The organism is Ramlibacter humi (assembly GCF_004681975.1).
GTDB classification, from domain to species: domain Bacteria; phylum Pseudomonadota; class Gammaproteobacteria; order Burkholderiales; family Burkholderiaceae_C; genus Ramlibacter; species Ramlibacter humi.
The window spans coordinates 1-19,112 of sequence record NZ_SMLK01000006.1; the positions used below are offsets into that span (position 1 = coordinate 1).

Here is a 19,112-nt window from a genome sequence, read left to right on the forward strand (position 1 = left end):
TGGTCTTCTTCTCCGCATCCACACTCCTTCTGCTTACGCAGGGTAGCGTGTTGCATTGACCGGTTGAATCCGCCGCCAGAAGCGGACGTCCGCTGCCATGGGAATCAAAGATCAAGACGTGGTTGGTGCGCTGACGCGTGAGGGCATTGCATTGGAGCGCTGGTTGGCTCTTCGCGGGCATCTGATCGGCTTTGTCGACGATAGCGGTCCTCCTCGAGTGATCAGCTCGCCTTCTTGCGTTGCACGAGCAGGTTCTTGCGTGCGCTCTCCGGATAGGCGAACGTCACCTGCCCCTTTTTCACCTCTCCAAGCACGAGCATGCTCTCGTCGATGGCATCCTTGTCGGCCGCGCTGAATGGTTTCTCGTACGTGGCCACCACGCCGTAGTACGTGCGTCGGATGTTCTCCAGTGCCTCCTTCACTGCCGGGCCGGAGAAGTCCCCGCCCCGGATCCCGAGCAGGGCATACGTGAGGATGTAGATGCTGTCATAGGCCTGGGCTGCCGCCATCGGAACGGGAATGCGAGGCGTCTTGTACGTCTTGCTGTAGGAGCTCAGGAAGGAGGTGCGTCGTTCGTTGCTCGGTTCGGCAATGAAGGTCTGCACCATAAGCGCGCCCTCGGCGAGCGAGCCTGCACCGTCGATGAAGAAGGGGAACGAGAGCGTCCAGGGCCCCACGATCGGCACCTTCCACTTGATTTGCTCCCGTGCGCGCGCGACCACGGCGTTTTCCGGCCCGACGGTGTACGTGAAGACCACGTTGGCGGCCGCGGCACGCGCCTCCTTCATTTCAGCGGTCAGGTCCTTGACGCCAACGTCGAATCGACCGACATACGCTGGCGTCAGCCCCTGCTTTTCGAGCGCACCCTTGACGTCTTTCAGCCCGGCCTCGCCATAGCCGCTGCGATCGGCCAGCACCGCCACGCGTTTCCAGCCCCTGCGTACGATGTCCTTCACGACGAAGGGAGCCTGAATCTCGTCGCGCGCCGACGTGCGGAAGATGTAGCTGTCCTTGGCCGGGTACGTCGTCGTGATCGGCGTACCCGTCGCACAGGGAACGATCAGCGGAATCTTCGCGGTCTGGAACACGTCGATGGACTTCATCGCCACGCCCGTGTTGCAGAAGGCGATGGCCGCAACCACGTGCTCGGAGCGCATCGCCTCGGCTGCTGCCCGCCCTGCTGCCGGGTCGGCGCGGTCGTCCTTGATGACCAACTCGAGCTTGCGGCCAAGGTATCCGCCCACGCTGTTGATCTCGTCGACGGCGAGCTTGACCCCATTGAGCATCGGGATGCCGAAATCTGCCGACCCGCCAGTGAAAGGGCCGATCACACCGATGCGAACAGTGTCTGCGGGACTCTCGGCGGAGGCACTTGCGCACGTCAAGGTCACCGCAAGCGCTACGACGAAACGCTTCATCATTTCCTCCGGGCCATGGCAAAGTGATGAATGGCCTCGGAAGTTTCGTTACGCGCTGCGCAAGCGTCCAATTCCTCCGGCGGCATTGCACGGAAGGTATCAATGAACATAGGCGGCGCGTGGCTGGTCGGGCAAGCGCATTGGTGGTTTAGGTCGCGGCCCCGCCTTGCGTACACCTTGGCCGCACTGTGCTGCGCAACCACATAAGGGCGTGAAGGCGGTAATGGCGCCCTGGAAGGCGCGGTGCTCGCATCTGTGAGCAAGAAGGGGGCTGGCGAGTGCGTGTTTCCCGGCCTGCTGAAAGGTGACGGCGATCGCAGTACCCGCGAAGAAGGCGCGCAAGATACAGAAGGGGTCAATGCATCGGCCGGCCGAGCCGGCGGCTTGCCCTCGAAATGGCGTAGTTCACCAGGCAGTACAGCACCGCTACCGCAAGGTACACGGGGACAAGAGAGCGGTAGTTGGCGATGAGCACCCTGGCGTTCTGCATCAGTTCGCCGTAGGTGACGACGTAGCCGAAGGTGGTGTCCTTGACCACGATGACCAGTTGTGCGACCAGTGCCGGGACGATGTAGCGCAGCGCCTGGGGAAAGACGACATGGGCGAAGACCCGTGCTTCATTGAGACCCAAGGCCCGGGCCGCGTCGGTCTGGCCGCGGGGAACGGCGAGCACGCCTGCGCGGTACATCTCGGCCACCACGGCAGCGGTGCTGAGTCCCACGGGCAAGGTCAACATCCAGTAGGCACTCAGCTTGATACCAACCGACGGAAGGACCAGGAAGCACACATAGATGAGCAGCAGGGTCGGCACGCCGCGCAGGAATTCAATGACCGCGATGGCTGGCCAGCGCACGAGCCGCAGCCGCGACAGGCGGCCAGCCAGGAGCGCCAGCCCGAGGACCAGCGCGATGACGGCCGCCACTGCGGCCGATGCCAGCGTGCCGAGCAAGCCCTTCGCCAGGAAGGCCCAGGTCGTCTTCCAGGCAAACAATTCCCAGAGCCGGCCGTCGAGCTGGCCCGCGGCATGGAACCGGTACACGATCCCTGCGGCCAGCACGAGCAGCGCCGCCGCGACGGTCACGCTCACGGCCCGGGTGACGGCCTGCGCCTTCGGGTTCAGGTCGCCGAAGAGAACGTCTTCCAGGGCGCGGCTCATCGCAGGATCCGCACCTTCTTTTCCAGGGTGGCGCCCGCCCAGGCGATGAGCAGGCCCGATAGCAGATACATCGCGGCAGCCATTGCGAACGCGCTGATCCCGGCGGCGGAGTCGTTGGCGATCTTGGCCACCAGCGCCGTGAGTTCCCGGCCCGGCAGCGGCACCTGCGACGCCAACGAAGTCGAAAGCATCAGCGCGATCAGCAGCGAGGTCATCGGCTGGACGACCGAGCGCAGCGCCTGGGGCAATACCACCGAGGAGATGACGACCATCGGACTCATGCCCAGGCTGCGTGCGGCATCGACCTGGCCGGCAGCGATGGTGTTGATGCCCGTGCGCAGATAGTCCGCGGTGAATGCGGAGCACACCAGAGCCAGGGTCAGGATCACGCTCGGCTCATAGTCGATCACGACATTGAGATCGGGCAGCGCGAACACGATGAAGATCAGCAGCGCGACGCTCGGGATGTTGCGAAAGATCTCGACGTAGCCGGTCAGCACGAAACGAAGCGGCCGCAGCGGCAGGAGCCGGGCCACCGTCACGACGATGCCCAGCGCGAAGCCGGCCACGAACGACATGGCCGTGAGCTTCCATGTGAGCAAAAGGGCCTGCCCGAAGGCAGGCCCGTAGTCGGCCAGGAGCCGCAAGACACTCCCCATCGCTCAAGGAAGCGGAGGCGGCGCCGGAATGTTCGTGCTGCCGGTGCGCTGCCCGATGGTCACTGTCCACAGCTTGGCCCAGGTGCCATCGGCTTCGATCTTCTTCAGGAAGGCATTGACGAAGGCCACGCCGTCCGAGCCCTTGGGCAGGCCGATGCCGTACGGGTCCTGCGGACCAAAGGGCGCCCCCGCCATCTTCGAGTCGCCCGTGCCGAGGCTCAGGGCATTGAGCAGCAACGTGTAGTCGGTGACGTAGGCGTCCACGCGTCCCTGGCGCAGGGCGTCGAGGGCTTCCTGGTGCGTCTGGAACTCCTGCACGGTGGCCTTGGGCGCGAATTGCGCAAGGATCGCGGGCCCCGTCGAGCCCGCCTGGGTGGCGGTCTTCTTGCCGGCGAGATCGTTGTATGACTGGATCGCGTTGTTGTTCGACTTGACCAGCACCCCCGCCTGCGAGGTGTAGTAAGGCCCCGCGAAAGAAATCTTCTCCGCGCGGGCAGGGGTGATGGAATAGGTGGCCAGCACCATGTCCACCTGGTTGTTGATGAGCACCTGTTCGCGTGTGGACGAGGTGACCTGCGTGAACTGGTACTTGGCCCCATCGCCCAGGATGTAGCGAGTGAGCAGCTGGGCCAGGCCCGCGTCGAAACCGCGGATCTTGTTGTCCTTCTCGTTGAGCAGCGAGAAAAGGTTCGACGTCTGGGTGCCGCCGAGGCGCAGCGTGCCCGCCTGCTTGATCTTGCCGGCCCAATTGTTCGACGCGATGGTCGCGGCGTCGGCAACGGGACCCTGGGCGACCAGCGAGTCGAAAGCTGCCGCATTGATGGGCGTGCCTTGTGCGAATAGCGGCGCACCGCTCGCAACTGCCAGTGCGACCAGGGCGGCTTTCAGGATGGATGGGATCGACATTGGTTCTCCCGGTTGGTGTATGCAGCCAGCGAATGTATAGCAGTCCGGGTGAATTGACCGGAGGCGCTCGGATTGCCGCATGGCTTGACCGGCTCGGAACTGCGGTCGCATCATTCACGCGCTGATCAGGAGCTGCCCATGCGAACCACCCTCGTGATCCTCACGGCCTTCACCGTCGCCGGCGCCCACGCGCAGGGCTTCCGGCTCGAAAGTCCGGACGTGAAGCCCAATTCGACGATGGACAAGAAGTTCGAGGCCAACGTCTTCGGCTGCAACGGCGAGAACAAGTCGCCGGCGCTGAAATGGAGCGGCGCACCCAAGGACACGAAGAGCTTCGTGGTGACGGTGTACGACCCTGACGCGCCGACGGGCTCGGGGTTCTGGCACTGGTTCGTCTACAACATCCCTGCCAACGTCACCGAGCTGCCCGCCGACGCCGGCGCGCAGGGAGGCGCCAACCTGCCCAAGGGCGCCATGATGAATCGCATCGACTATGGCTTCGCCGCCTGGGGCGGCACCTGCCCGCCGCCCGGCGACAAGCCGCATCGCTACGTATTCACCGTCTACGCGCTGAAGACGGACAAGCTGGAGCTGCCGCCCGATGCGACCGCGGCCGTCGCCGGGTTCATGACCAACGCGAACAAGATCGCTTCGGCGACGTTCACGGCCCGGTACGGCCGTCCGGCGGAAAAGAAGTAGCAAGCTCTCCGCGTCTGCGCAGGGAGCCGGGCGTAAGCCAGGGGACTACAGCCACGCGCAGTCCTTCCCGACTGGACGGCATGCCGCCGCTGACCACCATCCCCGCATGACCCGTCACCCGCGCGGCCACCTCAAGCTCACCGGCGACACGCACCTGCCGGACGTGGAATCGGACGACCTGGAGATCGAGGAGGGCACCGCGCCGCTGGCGAAGCTGGCGCGTGACGCCAATTCACCCAGACGCGTTGCCGTGCGTCACGCAGGCATGCTGCGAGATCCGGATTTCGGGTCCGACAACACGAGCCGCCGCGAATCTGCATTCGCGCATCCGTCGCTTGCCAAAGCCCTCGCCCGGCCGCGGACCCAGGTCCGCTGGATGCCACTGATCTTCGGCGGCCTCGCGCTGATGGCGCTGCGCCGCCTGCGCCGCTAGCCCCCAAGCCGCTCCTGCCGTCCTTCCCGTGGTGCGCGCACGTTGCACTACGCGCAGCCGTTGAAGATTGCAAACATCGCCTACACGCGAAACGGCGTTTTCGCTGTCGTGCGCATGCATGATGCGTATGCCTCAAGGCCGGTCCGTGCAGCCCCTATGCTTCGGCTATCGAAACATCGCGGGGCCGCTGGAGCACCGCCGGGCCGCTCACATTGGACCTTGCGGGCGGACGGCCGGACGTACCGGCACAACCGGACTACCGGTCAAGGGGCACTTGCGAGCGAGGGAGGAATTTGTGGCGGATAAGAAGCTGTTGGTGCTGGGATATGTGCTGCTCGGCCTCATCCTGGCGCTGTGGCCGGTATTTGTGGTTGCGCCCAGGGGGCCAGGCAGGCCCACCAAGACCGGGATTGCCATACAAGGACCCGCGCTGGGCCTTGCGGCCCTCGTGCTGGCTGCCGCAGCTCCGCTCATTGCGAACTGCGTGGCCGTGGTGATTGCCGTGTCCACGATGCTGGCATCCAGGAATCCGCGCCGGGAATCGTCCACGCTGGCACTGGCCATGGCCGTCGGCATCCTGGCCGTCGGCGTGGTTCCATGGTGGATCCGATACGATCGGGCGCTCGCCATCGAAGCGGGGGAGTTCGTCGGCGTCCTGGCGCTGGGTGCGGCGTCCTACGTCCTTCTTGGCCTGTCCCGGCCCCTCGGCAAGGTCGGCAGCGGGCTGGTCACCGCGGCGTTCCTCGTGCTGGCCATCATGCTGTCTTTCAGTACGGGAATCCTCCAGCAGCCCAATGCCATCCGCGACGCCTGGCACCACTGGGGCGCCTACATCGGCCCTACGGAAACCATCATGGCGGGCGCGACGATCTTCCGGGACGTCCCGGTCCAGTACGGTCCTGGCCCAACCTGGATGCTGGCGGCGGTCTGCGATGCCAACTGCTGGTCCGGCATGTATTGGCTGGCCGCGATCGGCGCGTTCGCCCAGGCCGTCTGCGTCTTCGCCCTGGCTTGGGCGGTCGGACCGCGCACGCTCGGCGGCCGGATTTTCACCGCGGCGGCATGCACTGCGACGTGCTTCTTCTGGAACGCCTTTCCGCCCGAACTCTCGACGCCGGTGGCGACGCCCTCGACCAACGGGTTGCGGTTCCTTCCCGCCACGCTGCTTGCCGTGTACCTCGTGCACGCCGGCCGGCACGGGTTCACACGCCGCGTGCAGGCGGGAGCATTCGCGCTCTGGGCGCTCGCATTCCTGTGGGCTCCGGAGTCGGCGTTCTACGCCAGCTTCGTCTGGTGGCCGTTCTACGTGTTCCTGCATCGCAAGGACGTCTCTCCCTTACTGCGCATCCGGCAGGTGCTGCTGCAGGGCTCGACGCTGGTGGCTGCCGCCCTGGCTTTGCTCCTGCTGGTGACATCCGGCTTCGCCCTCTGGCACGGCGTGGCCCCACGCCTCTTCGACGTGGTCGCCTACGCGCTGTATCCCCCAGGCATTCTGCCGGTGAACTGGGGGGGGACGATCGGCTACTTCCTCACCTGCATCGGAATTGGCACATGGTCGCTCGTGCAGCAGTGGCGGGCGGGCGGTGACACTCCCGCGTTCCGCAGGGGCCTGGTCGTGCACCTGCTTTGCTATGCGAGCGCCTCCTACTTCCTCGGACGCAGCCACGACAACAACCTCCTCAACGTCCTGCCTCTCGCCTTGCCGGTCCTCATGCATGCGCTGGCGACCGTCCAGGGCGCCGCGTGGAGGGTCGCAGCCCTCGCGGCGGCAGCACTCATCGCGTGGCTCCCTGCATTCAACTGGACCAGCTGGCGAACGTCCCTGCAGGAGGGCAGCCTCCTCACCTCCAACCCCGCCGGCGTCCGGCAGAGGATGGCGTTCCGGGAGGCGGCGCCGCCACTGGCGATCCTGGGGAAGTACAGCCCCGAACCCGTAACCGTGATCGACCCTTACTTCAACATCGTCCCCGCCGGCCCGGATCGTGTCTGGAACGCCATGCACAGCCCCGCGAACTTCTCCTACGTGCCATCCGAGTACCGGCAGAGGTACCTGCAGGACGTCGCGCGCGTGCTCGGGCGATCGGGTTGGCTCCTCGTGGACAAGAAGATGGATGAGCGCTGGATCGCCGACTTCCAGAGTGCCTACGCGACGACGGAGATCATGGAGTTCGAGCACTACCGCGCCTTTCACCTGGTTCCCAGGAACTGAGACCACTGCGCTCAGGACTGCGGCTTCGCCCGCGCTGACCATGAATCGCGCCTACCGCGTGGCCGCCGCGGCCCCTTCGTACATCGGCTCCTGGTCCATCGCGGGCGTGGACACGCCGGTGTCGGCCGCGGTGCCGGTGGCGGGCACTTCTTCCACCGCGAAACTGGCCTTTCGCCAGCCACCGAAGCGGTAGTACAGCGCACCGAGCACCGCCGACACGCCGGCCGCGAGCGGGAAGCTCCACCAGATGGCATCGGCGCCCAGTTCGCCGCGCAGCCCCCACGCGAAAGGCACGCGCACCCCGAACAGCGCGATGGCGAGGATCACCAGCGGCGGCATCACCGCGCCCGTCGCGCGCACCACGCCGAACAGCACCAGCGTCACGCCGAACAGCACGAACGACCAGCTGCCCACGTCGTTGATGTGCACCGCGATGGGGATGGCGGGGCTGTCCACCGGCAGGAAGAAGCCCAGCACGTGGCGGTCGGCCAGGTACAGCAGGCCCACCACCGCGCTGGTGAGGATCAGGTTGAACAGCACGCCCACCTGCGCGATGCGGCCCACGCGGTCCCAGCGGCCCGCGCCGACGTTCTGCGCCGCCATCGACGACACCGCCGCACCGATGGCCAGCGCCGGCATCTGGATGTACGTCCACAGCTGCGCTGCCACGCCGTACGCCGCGGCGGTCTCGACACCGAACGCGTTGACGAAGCCCATCACCACCAGCGCGGCCGACGAGATGACGATCATCTGCAGTCCCATGGGGATGCCCTTGACCACGATGGCGCGCAGCAGGTGCGGACGCGGCCGGTAGTGGTTCAGCTCGTCGCGCCGAGGCAGCAGCGGGTGATGGCGCCGGTGCAGCAGCGACAGCAGCGCCAGCAGGCTGATGGCCTGCGCCACCAGCGTGGAAGCGGCGGACCCCGCGATGCCCATCGCCGGCAGTGGTCCCGCGCCACGGATCAGCAGCGGATTGAGCGCGATGTCCAGGCCCACCGACAGCGCCATGAACCAGAACGGCGTGCGCGAATCGCCCGAGCCGCGCAGCACCGCCATCGCGAACGCCAGCGTGTTCATGAAAGGCACGGCCAGGAAGATCACCCGCAGGTAATCCACCGCATGCTGGAACGCGGCCTGCGGCGTGCCCAGCAGGTGCAGGATGGCCGGCGTGAACACCCAGCCCACGGCCGCCAGCACCAGCGACAGCGCGACGAAGAACGTCGCGCCGGTGCCCACGACGCACTTGGCGCGATCCGGCTCGCGCGCGCCCAGCGCCTGGCCGACCAGGATGGTGGCGGCCATCGAGATGCCGAACACCGAGCCCAGCAGCAGGAACAGCACCAGGTTGGCGTTGGACGTCGCGGTGAGCGCGGCTTCGCCCAGCAGGTTGCCGATCCAGATGGCGTTGACCGAGCCGTTGAGCGACTGCAGCACGCTGGCGCCCAGCACCGGCAGCGCGAACGCCGCGAGCGTGCTCGCGATGGGGCCCTGGGTCAGGTCACGCTTGGCCATGCAGAGGCACTTTGCCCCGCATGAGCACGGCACCGTGTAGGAAGACCGCGCGGGCATCGGACGACTCCGTCCGAGACTGCCCCGGAATGAAAAAGGGCCCGGCTGGAAGCCGGGCCCGAAGAGCCGGACGCAGGATCAAGAAGGACGCGGCCAGCCCCATGCGCGGTCAAGCGCATGACGCAAACGGTTCAGGACGGGGCGCCCTCCGCGGCGGCGGCAGCGGCCGAAGGTTGCGGCTGGGCGCCCTTGCGGTTGGCGCGGAAGAACGCCCACATCTGCCACACGACCAGCAGCGCGATCAGGCCCAGCAGGGTGCCGCTGATCGGGCGCGTGACGAAGATGCCGAAGCTGCCGCGGCTCAGGAGCAGCGCACGGCGGAAGTTCTCTTCCAGCATGGGGCCCAGGATGAAGCCCAGCATCAGCGGCGCGGGGTCCAGCTTCAGGCGCAGGAAGCTGTAGCCCATCAGGCCGAAGAAGGCGGTGATGAACACGTCGTCCAGGTTGTTGTTCACGCTGTACGTGCCGATGCAGCAGAAGAACAGGATGCAGGGGAACAGCACGTTGTACGGGATCTTGAACACCGACAGCCAGTAGCGCACCAGCGGCACGTTCAGCACGATCAGGAACACGTTGCCGACCCACATCGAGGCGACCAGGCCCCAGAACAGGTCCGGGTGGCCGGCGATCATGTTGGGGCCGGGCTGGATGCCCTTGATGATGAACGCGGCCATCATCAGCGCCATCACGGCGTTCTCGGGGATGCCGATGGACATCAGCGGGATGAAGCTGGTGCGCGCGGCGGCTTCGTCGGCGGCGGCCTGGCCGGCCACGCCTTCGATGCAGCCGGTGCCGATCTCGTGCTTGTACTTGCTGACCTTCTTGTCGATGGCGTAAGCCGCGAACTGGGCGATGGTGGGGCCGCCGCCGGGCAGGATGCCAAGCGCCGAGCCGATCACGCCGCCACGGATGGCGCTGGGCAGGATGCGCTTGAACTCGGGCCACGTGGGCATGAGCTTGATCGTGCCGCTGAAGGGGCTGCGCTCGGTCTTCTCGTCCAGGTTCTTGGTGATCTCGGCGATGCCGAAGCAGCCCAGCGCGATGCTGACCAGGCCCACGCCGTCGGCCAGGAACGGCAGGTCCATGGTGTAGCGCTGCATGCCGCTGTTGACGTCGGTGCCGATCTGGCCGAGCAGCACGCCCACCAGGCACATGGCCAGGCCGTTGAGCAGGCTGCCGGTGGTGACGAAGCTCACGCAGAAGAAGCCCACCATCATCAGCGCGCAGTAGTCGGCCGGGCCGAACAGGAAGGCCACCTCGCCCAGCGCGGGCGCCAGGCAGGCCAGCACCACGATGGCGACGGTGCCGCCGATGAAGCTGGACACGCCGGCGGTGAACAGCGCCAGGCCGGTCTTGCCCTTGAGCGTCATCGCGTAGCCGTCGATGCACGCCACGATGGAGCTGGCGTGCGGGATCTTCATCGTGATGGCGCTGACGCTGTCGCCGTACTGGGCGCCGTAGTAGATGCCCGCCAGCATGATCAGCGCGCCGCCGGTGGGGATGGAGTAGGTCAGCGGCAGCAGCAGGCTGATGGTGGCCAGGGGGCCCAGGCCGGGCAGCAGGCCGACGAGCGTGCCGACGGTGCAGCCCAGTGCGCAGAACATCAGGTTCTGCAGGGTGAGCGCGTGCTCGAACCCGAAGGCGAGGTTGTGGAGGACTTCCATGTTTCAGTACAGGGGCAGGTTGACGCCCAGGAACTTGACGAAGGCGAAGGCGATGGCCAGCAGGCCGACGGAAATCTTGATGTTGCGCATCACCGAGTAGTTGGAGCCGGCCGCCGTGGCGACGAACACCAGCGCGACGATGCCGGCCGTCATGTTCAGCAGCAGCGACACCAGCGCGAAGGCGCACAGGGCGCCCAGGATCAGGCCGATGTTGCGGACGTTGAAGTGCATCGGCACGGGCGCGATGAAGCGCGCACGCACCACGGTGGCGATGCCCACCAGCAGCAGCAGCCCGCTGACCATCAGCGGGAACAGGCCGGGGCCGGCGCGGCCGAATTCGCCGATCGGGTAACGCAGGGCGGGAATGCCGAAGGCAAGGGCGATGGCCATCAAGAAGAGGCCTCGCAAGAGGTTCTGGTCTTTCATGCGGGGGGTTCCGGTAATGCGAAGGCAGTCTAGGAAGGGCTACCTTCCAAAAAGCTGCCAAAACGCCGGCCGCCCAGCGAAATACGTGGTATTCCTAATCCGCGGAGTGGGGCATGGTCAGGCGCGCGGCCAGCCCCTGCTCGCCGCCCGGTGCATCGTGCAGCGACACGTCGCCGCCGCGCCGGCGGGCATAGGCGCGGGCGATGGCGAGCCCCAATCCGGCGCCGGAGTTGCCCTCGGTGCGCGAGCGGCTGTGGAAGCGCTCGAACACCGCTTCGCGCCGCGCGGGGTCCAGGCCGCAGCCGGTGTCGATGACTTCGGCGGATGCCGTGCCGCCTTCGGCCTGCACCTGCACCGTCACGCGCCCGCCGGCGGGCGTGTGGCGCAACGCGTTGTGGACGAGGTTGGACAGGATCTCGTGCAGTTCGGCCGCTTCGGCGCGCACGAACACCGGCTGCTGCGGCGGGTCGGACAGGCCCAGGTCCACGCCGCGCTGGCGCGCGGCCGGCAGCGCCTCCAGCACCGTTTCGGCCGCCGCTTCGTGCAGGTCCACGCGCGGTGCTTCGCCCAGCGGCGCGCTAATCGCATGCGAGATCGACAGCAGCTGGTCGGCGATGCGGCGGCTGCGCTGCAGGGGCGCGCCCAGGGCCGCGAGCACTTCGTGCTCCGCGGCGGCGTCGTGCGCGCGGCGGGCGTATTCCATCTGCGCCATCATCACCGCGATGGGGGTGCGCAGCTGGTGCGCCGCGTCGGCGAGGAAACGCTCCTGCTCCTGAAGCACCTCGCGGTGCTGCGCGACGGCGAGGTTGACGGCGTCGACGAGCGGGGTCACTTCGTGCGGCACGCCTTCCACCGGCAGCGGCGCCAGGTCGCCCGGCCGCCGCCGCGCCATCTGGTCGCGCAGCCGGTGCAAGGGCCGCAGGCTCCAGCCCACGCCCAGCAGCACCAGCGCCGCGGCCAGCAGCAGCGTGCGCGCGTCCTGCCGCAATTCGCGCCACATGGAATCGTTGCGGGCCTGCGTGCGCCGGCCGGTGGATTCGGCCGCCTGCACCCGCACGATCCACGCGCGCCCATCGCCGCCCGCGCGCTGATGCTGCAGCGAAGCCACGCGCACCGGTTGGCCACGGAAGGTGGCGTCGTAGACGACGGCACTCTCGCCGACGGCGGGGGACGCGGTCAGGCCGATCGCTTCGCCCGGCGGCGGCGCCGGCAAGGCCTCGGCACCGAACAATGTCTTCGGTTCGCTGCCTTCGACCCAGACCTCGACGTGGAAGTGCCGCGGCTCCGCGGCCATCGCGTCGAGCAGTTGCCGCGAGCCTTCGGTCAGACCCAGCCGCAGGCCGCCGGCGGGATCGGGCTCGACGGCGCGGTCGAGCACGGCCAGCGGCTGCATCAGCACTTCGTCCAGCGCATCCTCGATGGCCGCGACGCGCGCGTGGTGGTCGGTCCAGCTGTCCAGCGCCAGCGCCACCGCCACGCCGGGCAGCAGCAGCGCCAGAAGCTGCGAACGCAGGCCCCAGCGCACGGCTCAGGCCTGCACGGCGGCGGGTTGGAGGATGTAGCCCAGGCCGCGCACGGTGAGCACCTGCACGTCGCTGCCTTCGAGCTTTCGGCGCACGCGGTGCAGCACCTGCTCGATGGCTTCGGGGCCGGCTTCGCTGTCGACCGGGAACACCTTGCGGTGCAGCTGCTGCTTGGGCACCGGCGAGCCGGCCTTCAGCACCAGCGCCGCCAGCGCGGACCGCTCGCGCGGTGTCAGCTGCAGCGGCGCGCCGCCGAGCGTGAACGATCGGTCCGCGAGGTCGTAGTCCAGCGAACCGCAGGACACGCGCGTCTCGAACGTGCGGCGGCTGCGGCGCACGAGCGCGGCCAGCCGCGCCTCCAGCTCCGCCACTTCGAAGGGCTTGGCCAGGAAGTCGTCGGCGCCGCCGCGCAGCGACTGCACCTTGTCGGGCAGCGCGCCGCGCGCGGTGAGCACCAGCACGGGCGTCGCCACGCCGCGCTGCCGCCATGAAGCCAGCAGTGCGTTGCCGGGACGATCGGGCAGGCCGAGGTCTAGCACGATGGCGTCGTACGCGTCGTCTTCCGCCAGCAGCGCCTCGGCTGATGCCGCGTCGGGCGCGTGGTCGGCGAGGAAGGAGCCCTGGCGTAGGCTGCGCGCCAGCCAGGAAGCCAGCTCGGCGTCGTCTTCGACCAGCAGGATGCGCATGACACCATCCTGCTCGCGCGCGGGCGCGCGCGTCATGTGGAGACTACGCAGGCGCTCAGCCACCCGTCAGGCTCACGCCCAGCGTCTTGGGGTAAAGGTGCAGCGCGCGCAGGTCGGTCTCGGCGATGCCGCCGCGCCGGCTCCACTTGTTCACTCCTTGACCTCCCGCACCCCCGGTGCTGAAGTCGAGTTGACTTTGGTCGCCCAGCCCGTCAATGGTTCGCAACTGGTTACAGCGGCACTTCCTCACGGACCAGCCGCCCTAGCATGGCGCATGACTTCGATCCGCCTCGCCTGCGCCCTGCTCTGCTGCACGGCCTTTGCCGCCGCCGCGCAGGAACGCGCCGCGGCGTTCCCCGACAAGGCCGCGTCGGCGCCGTTCTACACGCCGCCCTCGGCCGCCGCACCGGCGCCCACCGCGAATGCCACCAACGCGACGAATGCCGCGAACGCCGACGTCACGTCACGCCCACCGACCCAGCTGCTGGGCGCTGGCGCCATCAGCACGCCGGGCAGCGGGCTGGAGAACGTGCTGAACAGCGCCGCGCCGCAGGCCTGGGACAAGCGCGGTGCGATGCGCAAGGTCTGTCCGCCGGAGCTGGAGAATCGCGGCGGCAACTGCGTGCCGCGCGCCAGCACTTTCCTGTCGCCCTGAGCCCTGGGGGCGTGACATCCGCCCGCCCCTTGGGCCTTCGTCGAGTTGCCCGATCCGCGCGAAGGCGCTCCCCTCAACCGCGCCCCAGCCGTTCGGGCTGAGCTTGCCGAAGCCGGGGCACGTCCCTTCGGCGGGCCTGTCAGGGCGAACGGATGGGACTAACCCATCCGCGGGCTGCGCTCCGCGAGATAGAACCACTCCGCGCCCGGCACGGCGTTCATGTTCGGGAAGACGATGCAGCTGTCGGTGGCGACGCGTACTTCGCTGCCATCCGCGCGCCAACCCACCAGCTCGCCCGCCTTCAACGGCTCGAAGCTCGGCCAGTCGCGCACGAAGCGGTCGCCCGGGTCCTGGAAGTCGATCACGTCGGTGAGCCGCAGCGTTTCCATGCGCTGCGGTTGCGGGTCGGGGGCATCGATCAAACGCAGGTGCGCCAGCGCGTTCATCAGCGCGCGGTATGCCACCTCGGGCGCGCGCGGGTCGTCGTGCTGGCCGCACTCCAGCGTCACGCCCCAGCCGCCCCTGGTGCGCATGTACTCGGTGGTGCCCACGCCGTAGGCCGCGCTGCCGCCGCGGCGCTTCGCGCCTTTGGCGTAGGTATCGAGCCAGCCGTCCACCGCCCGGTCGATGCCCAGGCGGCGCGCGAAAGCTTCTTCCTCGCGCGAGTGGCTGAAAGGCTCCAGCGCGCCGCCGTTGTTCTCCGGGCCCACCATCACGAAGGGCGCGCCGGGCGAATGGAACGAGTGCAGGTCCAGCAGCACCTCGTGCGATGCCAGCAGCGGGCACAGCTCGTTGGCGATGCGGTCCTCGTTGTCGCGCGGGTGGTCGAAGTGGCGCAGGTCGCGGTTGAGGTTGCGGTCACCCGCGCGCCGGCGGTGGTCGTAGGCGAGCCGGTTGACCACGGGCACCAGCGTCAGCTGGCCGGCCCGCAGGCGCAGCTCGCCGGTGGACAGCTGCTGCAGCACACGGCGGATCGCCACCGTGCCGCAGGTTTCGTTGCCGTGCACCGCGCCCAGCGCCAGCAGGCGCGGGCCCCCAGCGGCGCCGCGGAACTCGAAGGTATCGAAGAGGGAAGCCATCCCTGCGATGTTGCCACCACCGGGGACGCTCAGGCGTCCTTCAGTGCCCGCGAAAGAAGCACGCCCAGCACGCCGCCAGCGGCCTGCGACGCGATGAAGGCGGTGATCGAAGCCGGCGCGATGCCGGCAAAGCTGTCGCTGAACATCCGGCCGAATGCGGCCGCGGGGTTGGCGAACGACGTGGATGAGGTGAACCAGTAGGCCGATCCGATGTACGCCGCCACCAGCATCGGCGCGCGGCCGGCACCTGCCCGGGCGATCACCAGCACCAGGCCGGCGGTCGCCACGACTTCCGCGAGCCATTGTCCCGCGCCGCCGCGAGCCTTCGCGGCCCATTGCAGCAGCGGCAGGTCGAACATGGCGTTGGCGAGGACGGCTCCGGCCGCTGCACCGGCCAGCTGGGCAGCGACGTACAGCACCTGCTCCGCACGCTCCAGCCCCGCTGCACGGCCGAAGGCCAGCGTCACCACCGGATTGAAGTGCGCGCCGCTCACCGGCCCCAGCGTTTCGATGAGAACGAACAGCGCGAAGACAGTCGCCATCGTGTTGGCGAGCAGCGCCACGGCGGCGTTGCCCTGCGCGAGGCGCTCGCCCATGATGCCCGAGCCGATGACGGCCGCCAGCAGCAGCAGCGTGCCCAGGAACTCGGCGAACAGGCGGCGGCTCACCGATCCGCCAGGGCGCGCGCGGACTGCTGCAGGACCAGGCGGCCGAGCTTGTCCGCCGGCAGGTTCACCAGCATCTCGATGCGGTTGCGGATGGCCTGCAAGGTGGCGCGGAACGCGGCGCGACGCTGGTCTTCGCCGCCTTGCGCTTCGGAAGGGTCCGGGTAGCCCCAATGCGCCGTGGCTGGGTGCCCGGGCCAGATGGGGCACGCCTCGCCGGCCGCGTTGTCGCAGACGGTGATGATCAGGTCCATGCCGGGCGCGCCGGCACCGGCGAATTCGTCCCAGCTTTTGCTGCGCAAACCTTGCGTCGAATAGCCCGCCTCCTGCAGCACGGCGAGCGCGAATGGATGGGGCTGCTGGTTGTCACGCGGGCTGCTGCCGGCGGAGAAGGCACGGAAGCGGCCTTCCCCCAGGTGATTGAGCGCCGCTTCCGCGAGGATGCTGCGCGCGGAGTTGTGCGTGCAGAGGAACAGCACGTTGAGGGGTTTGCCGCCGGCCATCGCGTCCTCAGCAGCAGTTGGCCTTGGCGCGCGTGGGGATCGCCACGGCGACTTGCGCCGGCGTGCAGCAGGCCGCCCCGGCCGCCTGGCGACCGCCGTCGCCATAGACCGGGACGTCCCCCAGCGTGTGGAAGTGCTCCCAGGCGATGCCTTGCGGATCGGTCACCCAGTGCTTGTCGCTGCGCGAGTAGCAGCAGGCGACTTCGCCTTGCGGCAGCACCGCCATGTCCGCGGCCTCGGCTCGCTGGCGCAGTTCGGCGAGTTCGGAAGCATCGTCCGTCTGGAACCCAAGGTGGTCCAGGCCGGCTTCGCCCCCACGTGTGGAGATGGCGAAGTTGATGCGCGGGTCGTCCAGCATCCACTTCGCATAGTCGGCTTCCCGGCGGGAAGGCTCGGCGCCGAACAGACGGTTGTAGAACGCGACGCTGGCGGCCAGGTCGGCGACGCGCACGTGGACGTGGAATCGCTTCATGGAACTCTCCTTCAGCAGTTGCAGCCGGCGGCGGGTTCGAGGCACTGGGCGCCCTGGCAGCAGTGGGCAGTCAGGTAGCCGAGCACGGCGTTCATGCGGTCGTACGCGGCGCGGTAGACCAGGTTGCGGCCCGCCCGCTCATGCCGCACCAGGCCGGCATGCACCAGCTCCTTCAGGTGGAACGACAGGGACGCCGGCGGCATCGCCAGCGCTTCGGCCATGGTGCCGGGCGTCAATCCCGTCTGGCCGACCACGACGAGAGCGCGAAATACCTGCAGCCGGACGGGATGTGCCAGCGCGGCCAGGGAACGCACGACTTCATTTTCGTCCATATTTCGATAATACTCGAATTATTTAAAGGAAACCGGTACGGCTTGGCGCTTGGTCGCTGTTGCCCGCCGGCAGGCCGCGCTCTTACCGGCGCGCTCCCCGACACATCCGGTTCAAAGGATCCGATGCCGCGCCCGATCACCACCGAAGTCACCTACGAGCAGCCGCAGGCCGCGGACGCCGCCCGGCTCTCACGTTTCGCGATCGACGCCTTCATCGCCACCTATGGGCAAGCGCTCGGGCCCGCGTGGGCGCGCCGGTGGGCTTCGGAAGGCCTTGGGATGCCTTCGCTGGAGAAGAAGCTGGACGACCCGCGCCGCTGGTGGCGCATCGCGCAGTGCGGCAACGAGATCGTCGGCTACGCGGAGCTGCGACCCGGCAAGGCACCGGAGTTCGTCGACGCGACCGGCAGCATGGAGCTTGGACGGCTTTATGTCGATCCGCGCTGGTTCGGCCGCGGTGTGGGAGAAGCACTCATGGCCGCCTGCCATGAGCAAGCTCTCTCGCGCGGACTCGGCTCGATGTGGCTGCGCGTCTGGGCGGAGAACACCCGGGCCATCGCTTTCTACAGGCGGCACGGGTTTGGCGAGGCCGGTTGGGACACCTTCGACACGGATCACGGGCCGGCGAAAAGCCTGTACTTGCAGCGGCACCTGCCAGGTCATCCGGCGAAGGCGACCTGATGATCCTTCGCGTTGGGCGCAGTTCGCGCGCTGAACCTGCCGGCATTCAGGCTGGCGCGAACGCAGGCGTAGTGCGCCGTGCCGGCGGAAAAGCCAGCGCGATGGCCGCCGCGCCGAGGCCCAGTGCCATCGGGCGGCGCGGATTTCGACATCGCGCCCGCATTCTCTGCCCGGCCGCCGCGAGGCCGGTCAGCGCCAACCGGCGCGCGTGATCGCGTTGTTCACCGTGCCGGCCAGCAGCTCGTGCCCGCGCGGCGTGGGGTGGAACGAGTCGGAGAAGTACCAGGTCTTCCACCAGCCGGGCGCCAGGCCGGGTGGGGGCGCGGCGTCCAGCGCCGCATCGGTGCAGGCGGGGAAGCCGGCGGCCGGCGGGCACGCCGCCTCGGTGACGTTGGTCAGCCCGAAAGCCGCCGGGCTGGCGATCTGCGCGCTGAATTCTTCGTCATAAGGCGCGACGACCACGCGCGAACCGCCTTCCGCGGCCAGGGTGGTGAGCTCGGCGTTGAAGCCCGCGATCCACGAGCGCACGTTGGCCTGGAACTGCGTGGCCGCCGCCGAGCCTTGCGCGGTGGCGATGTTGCCGATGATGGTGCGCAGGCGCGGCGTCAGCGTGATGTCGGGCACGTCGAGGATAGCCACGCGCGGGGCGCCGCGGTCCAGCGTGTTGGCGCGGATCGTGTCCCAGTAGGTGTGAGCCAGCTCCGTCATGTACAGGCCCGCCGCCACCGAGCCGCCGTTGGCCTGGCTGGTGGTGCTGCTGATCTGCGAAGCGCTCAGCTGCTGGGCCAGGAACGCCAGGTAGATGGCCTGGTCGGAAGCGCTGCCGGCCTGCGCGTTGCGGTAGGCGTCGGCCAGGGCGGCCACGTCGTTGCCGCCCGCGTCCACCACGATCAGGTCGCCGCCGCGCCAGCTGCCGCCGTTGGCGTCGACAGCCGTGCTGAGCTGGTGCTTCAGCGAGAACGGCGAGTTGTCGCCGTCGTGCGTGGGCGGGTTGACGATCAGCGAGCCAGCCACCGCGAAGTCGGTGCAGTTGGTGCTGGTCGTCGTGAACGTCTGCCCCATGTCGGGGCTGGAGAAGTAGTTGCAGAGGCTGGAGATGCCGAAGCTCGACGCGACGATCTCCGGGTAGATGGGATAGCCCCGCGCGGGATTGGCCGCGCTCTGCACCGTGGCCTTGAAGCCGGCCGTGCCGACGTCGGCCAGGCTGTCGCCGGCGACCACGACACGCGACACCGGCGCGGCCGCCGCCGACGGCAGCGGGGCGGAAGACGAATCGCTGCCCCCGCCGCCGCCACAGCCGACGAGGACACCAGCCGCCAGCGCGGCCAGGACCGCGGGGAACACACGACGCGAACGGGGGAACGACATGGGACGACT

Annotated in this window: 20 protein-coding genes; 5 read left to right on the forward strand and 15 right to left on the reverse strand. The window is 68.3% G+C overall.

All coding sequences use genetic code 11. From position 1 onward, the window contains the following. Positions 1 to 221 precede the first annotated feature (221 nt). The 4 genes from EZ216_RS16290 to EZ216_RS16310 all read right to left on the reverse strand — a co-directional run bounded on the left by EZ216_RS16290 (position 222) and on the right by EZ216_RS16310 (position 4,139). Complete coding sequence (locus EZ216_RS16290) at positions 222 to 1,418, reverse strand: ABC transporter substrate-binding protein (RefSeq protein ID WP_239024414.1); 1,197 nt, start codon at positions 1,416 to 1,418, stop codon at positions 222 to 224. Positions 1,419 to 1,773: 355 nt separating this feature from the next. After that, positions 1,774 to 2,574 (reverse strand): amino acid ABC transporter permease, encoded by an 801-nt coding sequence (locus tag EZ216_RS16300; protein WP_135250853.1) that lies wholly within the window; start codon positions 2,572 to 2,574, stop codon positions 1,774 to 1,776. Further along, positions 2,571 to 3,233 carry an amino acid ABC transporter permease gene (locus tag EZ216_RS16305; protein ID WP_135250854.1) on the reverse strand — a complete coding sequence of 221 codons (663 nt, stop codon included), beginning with the start codon at positions 3,231 to 3,233 and terminating at the stop codon, positions 2,571 to 2,573. Before EZ216_RS16305 ends, EZ216_RS16300 begins: the two co-directional genes overlap by 4 nt. Positions 3,234 to 3,236: 3 nt before the next feature. After that, on the reverse strand, positions 3,237 to 4,139 hold the full coding sequence (locus EZ216_RS16310; RefSeq protein WP_135250855.1) for a glutamate ABC transporter substrate-binding protein: 903 nt from the start codon (positions 4,137 to 4,139) through the stop codon (positions 3,237 to 3,239). A 138-nt stretch (positions 4,140 to 4,277) separates the two neighbouring features. Here EZ216_RS16310 and EZ216_RS16315 point away from each other — a divergent pair, with 138 nt between their 5' ends. From EZ216_RS16315 to EZ216_RS16325, 3 genes are all read left to right on the forward strand, one after another. Further along, entirely contained in the window at positions 4,278 to 4,838 is a 561-nt protein-coding gene (locus EZ216_RS16315; RefSeq protein ID WP_135250856.1) for a YbhB/YbcL family Raf kinase inhibitor-like protein, read from the forward strand. A gap of 106 nt (positions 4,839 to 4,944) precedes the next feature. Continuing rightward, on the forward strand, positions 4,945 to 5,271 hold the full coding sequence (locus EZ216_RS16320) for a hypothetical protein (protein WP_135250857.1): 327 nt from the start codon (positions 4,945 to 4,947) through the stop codon (positions 5,269 to 5,271). A gap of 295 nt (positions 5,272 to 5,566) precedes the next feature. After that, entirely contained in the window at positions 5,567 to 7,480 is a 1,914-nt protein-coding gene (locus EZ216_RS16325; protein ID WP_135250858.1) for a hypothetical protein, read from the forward strand. Positions 7,481 to 7,531: 51 nt separating this feature from the next. Here the strand turns inward: EZ216_RS16325 and EZ216_RS16330 are convergent, their stop codons facing one another. From EZ216_RS16330 to EZ216_RS16350, 5 genes are all read right to left on the reverse strand, one after another. Continuing rightward, the gene (locus EZ216_RS16330) at positions 7,532 to 8,992 is read right to left on the reverse strand and encodes an MATE family efflux transporter (RefSeq protein WP_135250859.1); all 1,461 of its coding nucleotides are present in this window, start codon (positions 8,990 to 8,992) and stop codon (positions 7,532 to 7,534) included. Positions 8,993 to 9,180: 188 nt separating this feature from the next. Continuing rightward, positions 9,181 to 10,713, reverse strand: coding sequence for a tripartite tricarboxylate transporter permease (locus EZ216_RS16335; protein WP_135250860.1), 1,533 nt, complete (start codon positions 10,711 to 10,713; stop codon positions 9,181 to 9,183). A gap of 3 nt (positions 10,714 to 10,716) precedes the next feature. Beyond that, the gene (locus EZ216_RS16340; RefSeq protein ID WP_205959691.1) at positions 10,717 to 11,139 is read right to left on the reverse strand and encodes a tripartite tricarboxylate transporter TctB family protein; all 423 of its coding nucleotides are present in this window, start codon (positions 11,137 to 11,139) and stop codon (positions 10,717 to 10,719) included. Between the two features lie 94 nt (positions 11,140 to 11,233). Continuing rightward, positions 11,234 to 12,664: a sensor histidine kinase gene (locus EZ216_RS16345; protein WP_135250862.1), complete on the reverse strand. Its 1,431-nt coding sequence runs from the start codon at positions 12,662 to 12,664 to the stop codon at positions 11,234 to 11,236. A gap of 3 nt (positions 12,665 to 12,667) precedes the next feature. Next, the gene (locus EZ216_RS16350) at positions 12,668 to 13,348 is read right to left on the reverse strand and encodes a response regulator (protein ID WP_135250863.1); all 681 of its coding nucleotides are present in this window, start codon (positions 13,346 to 13,348) and stop codon (positions 12,668 to 12,670) included. Between the two features lie 274 nt (positions 13,349 to 13,622). Here EZ216_RS16350 and EZ216_RS16355 point away from each other — a divergent pair, with 274 nt between their 5' ends. After that, complete coding sequence (locus EZ216_RS16355) at positions 13,623 to 14,003, forward strand: hypothetical protein (RefSeq protein WP_135250864.1); 381 nt, start codon at positions 13,623 to 13,625, stop codon at positions 14,001 to 14,003. 158 nt (positions 14,004 to 14,161) lie between these two features. Here EZ216_RS16355 and EZ216_RS16360 read toward each other — a convergent pair whose 3' ends face one another. Genes EZ216_RS16360 through EZ216_RS16380 form a run of 5 tightly spaced genes read right to left on the reverse strand, consistent with a single transcriptional unit; the run spans position 14,162 to position 17,054 of the window. Continuing rightward, complete coding sequence (locus tag EZ216_RS16360) at positions 14,162 to 15,082, reverse strand: M14 family metallopeptidase (RefSeq protein WP_135250865.1); 921 nt, start codon at positions 15,080 to 15,082, stop codon at positions 14,162 to 14,164. Positions 15,083 to 15,111: 29 nt separating this feature from the next. Next, a complete protein-coding gene (locus EZ216_RS16365; RefSeq protein ID WP_135250866.1) occupies positions 15,112 to 15,750 on the reverse strand; it encodes an aquaporin in 639 nt (212 codons plus the stop codon). Continuing rightward, the gene (locus tag EZ216_RS16370) at positions 15,747 to 16,250 is read right to left on the reverse strand and encodes an arsenate reductase ArsC (protein ID WP_135250867.1); all 504 of its coding nucleotides are present in this window, start codon (positions 16,248 to 16,250) and stop codon (positions 15,747 to 15,749) included. Before EZ216_RS16370 ends, EZ216_RS16365 begins: the two co-directional genes overlap by 4 nt. A gap of 7 nt (positions 16,251 to 16,257) precedes the next feature. Further along, positions 16,258 to 16,722 carry an ArsI/CadI family heavy metal resistance metalloenzyme gene (locus EZ216_RS16375; protein ID WP_135250868.1) on the reverse strand — a complete coding sequence of 155 codons (465 nt, stop codon included), beginning with the start codon at positions 16,720 to 16,722 and terminating at the stop codon, positions 16,258 to 16,260. A gap of 11 nt (positions 16,723 to 16,733) precedes the next feature. Continuing rightward, a complete protein-coding gene (locus EZ216_RS16380; protein WP_135250869.1) occupies positions 16,734 to 17,054 on the reverse strand; it encodes an ArsR/SmtB family transcription factor in 321 nt (106 codons plus the stop codon). Positions 17,055 to 17,177: 123 nt separating this feature from the next. Between EZ216_RS16380 and EZ216_RS16385 the strand changes: the two genes are divergently transcribed. Then, the gene (locus EZ216_RS16385; protein ID WP_167772940.1) at positions 17,178 to 17,735 is read left to right on the forward strand and encodes a GNAT family N-acetyltransferase; all 558 of its coding nucleotides are present in this window, start codon (positions 17,178 to 17,180) and stop codon (positions 17,733 to 17,735) included. 189 nt (positions 17,736 to 17,924) lie between these two features. Here the strand turns inward: EZ216_RS16385 and EZ216_RS16390 are convergent, their stop codons facing one another. Then, positions 17,925 to 19,103 carry an SGNH/GDSL hydrolase family protein gene (locus tag EZ216_RS16390; RefSeq protein ID WP_135250871.1) on the reverse strand — a complete coding sequence of 393 codons (1,179 nt, stop codon included), beginning with the start codon at positions 19,101 to 19,103 and terminating at the stop codon, positions 17,925 to 17,927. Positions 19,104 to 19,112 lie beyond the last annotated feature (9 nt).

Excerpts from the sequence above, each read along its gene's own strand:
- EZ216_RS16330 (WP_135250859.1), bottom strand. The coding sequence starts at position 8,992 with ATGGCCAAGCGTGACCTGACCCAGGGCCCCATCGCGAGCACGCTCGCG.
- EZ216_RS16355 (WP_135250864.1), top strand. The coding sequence starts at position 13,623 with ATGACTTCGATCCGCCTCGCCTGCGCCCTGCTCTGCTGCACGGCCTTT.
- EZ216_RS16370 (WP_135250867.1), bottom strand. The coding sequence starts at position 16,250 with ATGGCCGGCGGCAAACCCCTCAACGTGCTGTTCCTCTGCACGCACAAC.
- EZ216_RS16375 (WP_135250868.1), bottom strand. The coding sequence starts at position 16,722 with ATGAAGCGATTCCACGTCCACGTGCGCGTCGCCGACCTGGCCGCCAGC.
- EZ216_RS16300 (WP_135250853.1), bottom strand. The coding sequence starts at position 2,574 with ATGAGCCGCGCCCTGGAAGACGTTCTCTTCGGCGACCTGAACCCGAAG.
- EZ216_RS16315 (WP_135250856.1), top strand. The coding sequence starts at position 4,278 with ATGCGAACCACCCTCGTGATCCTCACGGCCTTCACCGTCGCCGGCGCC.
- EZ216_RS16360 (WP_135250865.1), bottom strand. The coding sequence starts at position 15,082 with ATGGCTTCCCTCTTCGATACCTTCGAGTTCCGCGGCGCCGCTGGGGGC.
- EZ216_RS16380 (WP_135250869.1), bottom strand. The coding sequence starts at position 17,054 with ATGGACGAAAATGAAGTCGTGCGTTCCCTGGCCGCGCTGGCACATCCC.
- EZ216_RS16310 (WP_135250855.1), bottom strand. The coding sequence starts at position 4,139 with ATGTCGATCCCATCCATCCTGAAAGCCGCCCTGGTCGCACTGGCAGTT.
- EZ216_RS16390 (WP_135250871.1), bottom strand. The coding sequence starts at position 19,103 with ATGTCGTTCCCCCGTTCGCGTCGTGTGTTCCCCGCGGTCCTGGCCGCG.
- EZ216_RS16350 (WP_135250863.1), bottom strand. The coding sequence starts at position 13,348 with ATGCGCATCCTGCTGGTCGAAGACGACGCCGAGCTGGCTTCCTGGCTG.
- EZ216_RS16320 (WP_135250857.1), top strand. The coding sequence starts at position 4,945 with ATGACCCGTCACCCGCGCGGCCACCTCAAGCTCACCGGCGACACGCAC.
- EZ216_RS16305 (WP_135250854.1), bottom strand. The coding sequence starts at position 3,233 with ATGGGGAGTGTCTTGCGGCTCCTGGCCGACTACGGGCCTGCCTTCGGG.
- EZ216_RS16385 (WP_167772940.1), top strand. The coding sequence starts at position 17,178 with ATGCCGCGCCCGATCACCACCGAAGTCACCTACGAGCAGCCGCAGGCC.
- EZ216_RS16340 (WP_205959691.1), bottom strand. The coding sequence starts at position 11,139 with ATGAAAGACCAGAACCTCTTGCGAGGCCTCTTCTTGATGGCCATCGCC.
- EZ216_RS16335 (WP_135250860.1), bottom strand. The coding sequence starts at position 10,713 with ATGGAAGTCCTCCACAACCTCGCCTTCGGGTTCGAGCACGCGCTCACC.
- EZ216_RS16290 (WP_239024414.1), bottom strand. The coding sequence starts at position 1,418 with ATGAAGCGTTTCGTCGTAGCGCTTGCGGTGACCTTGACGTGCGCAAGT.